This is a genomic window from Bellilinea sp. (assembly GCF_034432615.1).
Taxonomy (GTDB): domain Bacteria; phylum Chloroflexota; class Anaerolineae; order Anaerolineales; family Anaerolineaceae; genus Bellilinea.
The window spans coordinates 1-4,963 of record NZ_DAOUBL010000342.1 but is presented as its reverse complement, the minus strand read 5'-3'; the positions used below and the strand labels follow the sequence as shown (position 1 = coordinate 4,963).

The 4,963-nt window shown below is 55.8% G+C and carries 4 protein-coding genes; 1 reads left to right on the top strand and 3 read right to left on the bottom strand.

Features of this window, described 5'->3' with window-relative positions:
• A partial coding sequence (locus tag VAE48_RS15600) for a deoxyribodipyrimidine photo-lyase (RefSeq protein ID WP_322794262.1) occupies nucleotides 1-255 on the bottom strand: 255 nt, incomplete at its 3' end.
• A 103-nt stretch (nucleotides 256-358) separates the two neighbouring features.
• Here VAE48_RS15600 and VAE48_RS15595 point away from each other — a divergent pair.
• Nucleotides 359-1,447 carry an ATP-dependent 6-phosphofructokinase gene (locus VAE48_RS15595; RefSeq protein WP_322794261.1) on the top strand — a complete coding sequence of 363 codons (1,089 nt, stop codon included), beginning with the start codon at nucleotides 359-361 and terminating at the stop codon, nucleotides 1,445-1,447.
• A 20-nt stretch (nucleotides 1,448-1,467) separates the two neighbouring features.
• Here VAE48_RS15595 and lipA read toward each other — a convergent pair whose 3' ends face one another.
• Nucleotides 1,468-2,415 carry a lipoyl synthase gene (gene lipA / locus VAE48_RS15590; RefSeq protein WP_322794260.1) on the bottom strand — a complete coding sequence of 316 codons (948 nt, stop codon included), beginning with the start codon at nucleotides 2,413-2,415 and terminating at the stop codon, nucleotides 1,468-1,470.
• A gap of 50 nt (nucleotides 2,416-2,465) precedes the next feature.
• The coding region (locus tag VAE48_RS15585) for a helicase HerA domain-containing protein (RefSeq protein ID WP_322794259.1) at nucleotides 2,466-4,963 on the bottom strand (2,498 nt) is incomplete at its 5' end.

The window sequence follows — 4,963 nt, the reverse complement described above, 5'->3', positions numbered from 1 at the left end:
AACCAATGCAGGCAGCACCTCTTCCGGTAATCCGCGCCGGATGAGCAGTCGGCTGCCGCGTTGACGCAGTTCTTCATCCAGTCGCCGCAGTCCGCTGAACAGAAACCGCTGGCGGTTCTGAGCGGGTTGAGCCAGCAGCCGCGGGTCAAGAATAAAAACCGGCAGGACTGAACTGCCTTGCGCCAAGGCATTAAAGAGCGCAGGATTGTCGTTCAACCGCAGATCGCGGCGTATCCACCACAGGTTGAGGGTCATTTGGCTTTGTTCGCAAGTGAATATGTTGTCTGCATTATATGCCCGAACAGAAAGTTGAGCGAAGAATTGTAAAAGGATTCTTCGAAATGGCTATAATTAGAGCATGAAGAAAATTGCCGTGCTTACCGGCGGGGGTGATGCGCCAGGCCTGAATGCCGTGATTCGCGCTGTGGTCAAGACGGCCGTCCTCCATTATGGCTGTGAGGTATGGGGGGTGCGCAACGGGTTTGACGGTTTCGTAGATGAAGGCGGCGTTTTCCCTCTCACACTCAGCGATGTGCGCGGTATTCTGCCGCGCGGCGGCACCATCCTTGGGGCGGCTAACCGGGGTAATCCCTTCGCGCGCAAGGTGATTCGGAACGGCGTGGAGGTTGTCGAAGATACCTCCCAGCAGGTCATCGAACGCCTTCAAAACCTTAATCTGGATGCCCTGATCGTGGTCGGCGGGGATGGCACCCTGCGGATTGCGCTGGAACTTTACCAGCAGTTAGGCGTGCCGGTGATCGGTGTGCCCAAGACAATTGACAATGACATCAACGGTACCGATTTTACCTTTGGCTTTGATACGGCCTTGAACACGGCGATGGAGGCGATTGACCGCCTGCACACAACCGCCGAATCGCATCACCGGGTAATGATTCTGGAACTGATGGGGCGGGATGCCGGTTATATTGCTTTGTATGCCGGAATCGCCGGCGGAGCGGACGTGATTCTCATCCCGGAAATTCCTTTCCGCATCGAGGCGATTTGCGCCAAAATCCGTGACCGGGTAGCGGCTGGGGCGTTTTTCAGCATCATTGCCGTAGCGGAGGGGGCACACCCCGCTGGCGGTGAGCGGGTTTATCGCATGGGGGGCGATCAGGTCTTTTTACCGCGTCTCGGCGGGATTGGTCAGCAGGTGGCGGAGGGGCTGACCCAAACCTGCGGCGTAGAAACGCGGGTCACCGTACTGGGGCATTTGCAGCGCGGCGGCAGCCCGACTGCCTTTGACCGGGTGCTGTGTACCCGCATGGGCGGGGCAGCGGTACGGCTGGCGGCAGCCGGCCGGTTTGGCAGGATGGTGGCCCTGCGCGGCGGCGAGGTGGTAGATGTACCGTTGGAAGAAGCACTGGCTCAACCGCGCCGGGTGAGCCTGGATAGCGACCTGGTTCAGACCGCGCGGGAGATGGGCATCTCACTTGGAGATGAATGAAAAAAAGGGTTGCGTATAGCCTATTTACTGGTTGGTTCACCGTACAACTGACGGTGTACCACGCTCAACGCGCGAACCTGTTCGGCAGCATGGTAGGATGAGCGCACCAGCGGGCCGCTCTCCACCCACTTGAAGCCAATTTGCAATCCAAATTCGCGTAACTGCTCGAATTCATCGGGCGTGTAGTAACGCGCAATCGGCAGGTGTTTGCGGCTGGGTTGTAAATACTGTCCGATGGTCAGGATTTCTACGCCCCACGAACGCAAGTCTTCCATGACGGCTTTGACCTCGTCCATCGTTTCACCCAACCCGACCATAATGCCCGATTTGGTGAGTACATCCGGATCAAGTTCTTTGGCATTGCTGAGGGTGGCTTTAGCCCATTCGTAGCGATCCTGCGGCTGAACCAGTTTGAACAGGCGCGGCACGGTCTCTACGTTGTGATTGAGGATTTCCGGCCGGGCATTCATGACGATGCGCAGGGCCTCTACGCTGCCTTTGAAATCGGGGATCAGTACTTCGATCGAGCAACCGGGTAACAGGTCACGGATTCGGCGGATGACCATGGCAAATATCGGTGCGCCGCCGTCTTTGCGGTCATCGCGGTTGACCGAGGTAATCACGGCGTGCTGAAGGTTCATGGCTTTGACGGCCTGGGCAACCCGTTCGGGTTCGAGCCAGTCCAGGGCTTCAGGGCGGCCGCGCTTAATATCACAGAAGCCGCAGGTGCGCGTGCAGATGTCACCCATCATCAAAAAGGTGGCTGTGCCTGCTCCCCAACATTCACCCATGTTGGGGCAACCGGCTTCTTCACAGACGGTATGCAGCGCTTTGCGGCGCATCAATTGTTGGAGTTGTTCAAAGGTTTCACCGCTGGGGGCGCGCACGCGGATCCAGGAAGGGCGGCGCAGCGGTGTGGTATCAAACTTTTCGGGGTTGACCCGGTCGCGAGTGGCTTCTGGTGGCATGTTTTACCTCTAAATTCGCGAATATTTCACTCCGCCGATGAGGTGGCTTTTCAGCCCGGGCTGCGAAAGGCAGGAATTTCCCGTACCTGCCGATCCACCATAATGGAGTAATACGGTATCCAGATGATACCATACAGCGGAACGAAAATGTCCTTTTTGTACGGGCTGAGCGGAATTTCAACCTCATCGTTGACCATATCCGCCCAGCGATCTTGAATTTGTTTCAGCTCGCGGTTCTTTTCCGTTTCAATATCCTTGAGTTGTTTTTGTAATTGTTCCAGGGCCAGTTTGGCTTTTTCCAGCCGGTCTCTGGCCTCGCTGGTCAGACGGCGTTTGGTCATCGAACTGGAAAGGGTGGCGCGCCGTTTGCCGAACAGGTTCATAAGCGATTGCCCGTGGGTGGCTAACTCCTCCATTTGACGCTGTTTGTAGGTGTTTTCTTTATCGGCTACATCGCTCTTTGCGCGTTCAATTTTTCGATTGAGGTCTTCAATTTTTTTCTGGTAGAGGGTCTCCAGTTTATCCACCTCACTTTGCAGTGCTGAACGGGCTGCTTGAGCGCACTGTTCCCGAAATTCAGCGGTGGAAACTTCCGGCGCGGCGTACACTTTCAGCTTCTCGTTGGCGCGCACCCGGATGGTGGCGTTGCGGTAAACCCATTCCACAAAGTCCTGCTGAAAGGCGGTCAACTGGCGGGCATCGGCTAACCAGCCCGGCAGAGGAGCATATTGAGCGGCTGGCAGAGGTTGGGCGGTGATCTCAGCGCGCTTGAAGGGCCGCCAGTTGAAATCATCCCACTCGATCGAGCGTCCGCGCGTTTCCTGTACCAGTACTGCAACTTCACGGTTGATTACAAGGTTGTACTTGCGTGCCAGATAGTTTATGTTCGCCTGCGCAAACAAAGCCGGGTAGTACACAAATCCCTTTTGCTCAATTTGAGCAGAGGGAGGGATATTTGCCTGACGGATGGATTCGGACAGAGGCAGATCATTTGGCAGGAAGTATTCTTCAACCCCGCTGGGAACAGGAGGGCGTGCGGAGGTGAAACCCTTTGCTCCGGCAGCCACAGGTGCGGAGCGGGCGCTTTGCAGCTCGGATGTGGTCTGCTGTACGGGGGTAACAGAGACATCAGCAATCGAGGTCAGCGGCATTAATGATGGCAGTTGAGAGCGGGTCAATGGCCCGGCAAGGTAGTTCAATACCCAACGGGTTTGGAAGAGCAGCGGCTGTTTGGCATGAACACTGTGCAGGACGAAGACGCGCTTTCCCAGTGTGGAAATCAGACGATCCATTTGTTGACGGTTCACCCCGCCGCCGGCCGAATCCAGTCCGTCCAGCAGGCGTTGTTTATCCTGATCGGTTTGCAGGCGGCCGATCATCCAGGTGCCGGCATTGGACAGGCCTTTATAGTCCACATCTACCGGGTTCTGGGTTGCCAGCAGCAAGCCAACGCCGAAAGCGCGCGCCTGCTTGAGCATGCGCAGCATGACCGTTTTGGACGGCGGATTGCTCAGCGGCGGCAGGTAGCCGTAAATTTCATCCATGTAAATTAACGTGCGTAGATTTCCGGTACCGCGCTGCGAGCGCATCCAGGATTCTATGGAGGCAAATAAAAGCGTTACAAAGAACATCCGCTCGCTTTCGTTAAGGTGAGCCAGATAAAAAATGCTGTGGCGGGCTTTGCCGTTGGGGCTGTAAAGAAAATTCTGAACATTCAACGGTTGTCCCTCACGCCAGACTTCAAAGGATGGAGAAGCCAGAAAATTGTTGAGCAACATCGCCAGCGAGAGGCGGTCTTTTTCGGGGAAGAAGTTATTGACCGGAAACGCCCCCAGCCGGTCGAAGGGTGGTTTTTGGGTTTGTAAGATCAGGTCGGTCAGGTCGAGCGATTTGCCACTGCTCCATGCGTGTTCAAGAATATTGGAGAGCAAAATATGTTCGCGTGAACGCAGTGGATCAATATCATTCAAGCCGATTAACCCCAGCAAAGCGGTGACAATGGTGGAAATTTTTTCGCGCAGAATCTCGCGATTTTCTGCCCAGGGCAGGTCGGGTGATTCAAAAGAAGAGAGGATGTTGACAGAAACAGCAGCGGAAGAACCCGGCGAGTAAAGGGCAAAATCTACCGCATCTTTCAATTCGCGAATCTGGTTGCTGCCCAATCCCCACTCCGCCAGCCCGTTCTTCCAGCGCAGGGCAGTCTCTTCGGCCAGCTGCCCTACCGTCTTTTCTTCCCTTCTGGCCGTTTCCGGGTCAATCCAGGGTTCAAAATCGCTGGGCAGCAGGTCGGGAAAGTGCAGCAGGAGGTTGGTGAGGTCGCCTTTGGGGTCAATGATGATGGCGGGAATGCCTTCCAGCGCGGCTTCTTCAAGCAGGCCAATGCACAGACCGGTTTTACCGGAGCCGGTCATACCGGTGACAACGGCGTGGGTGGTCAGATCGGCCGGGTTGAAGAGAATGGGCTGATCGAGCAGTTTTTTCTCGGCAGGATCGTACTGTTTGCCGAGGTAGAACACACCATCTTTTGAGAGCGCCATTTTCAAACTCC

Coding starts and splice junctions, on each gene's coding strand:
- lipA (WP_322794260.1), bottom strand. CDS start 2,415: ATGCCACCAGAAGCCACTCGCGACCGGGTCAACCCCGAAAAGTTTGAT.
- VAE48_RS15595 (WP_322794261.1), top strand. CDS start 359: ATGAAGAAAATTGCCGTGCTTACCGGCGGGGGTGATGCGCCAGGCCTG.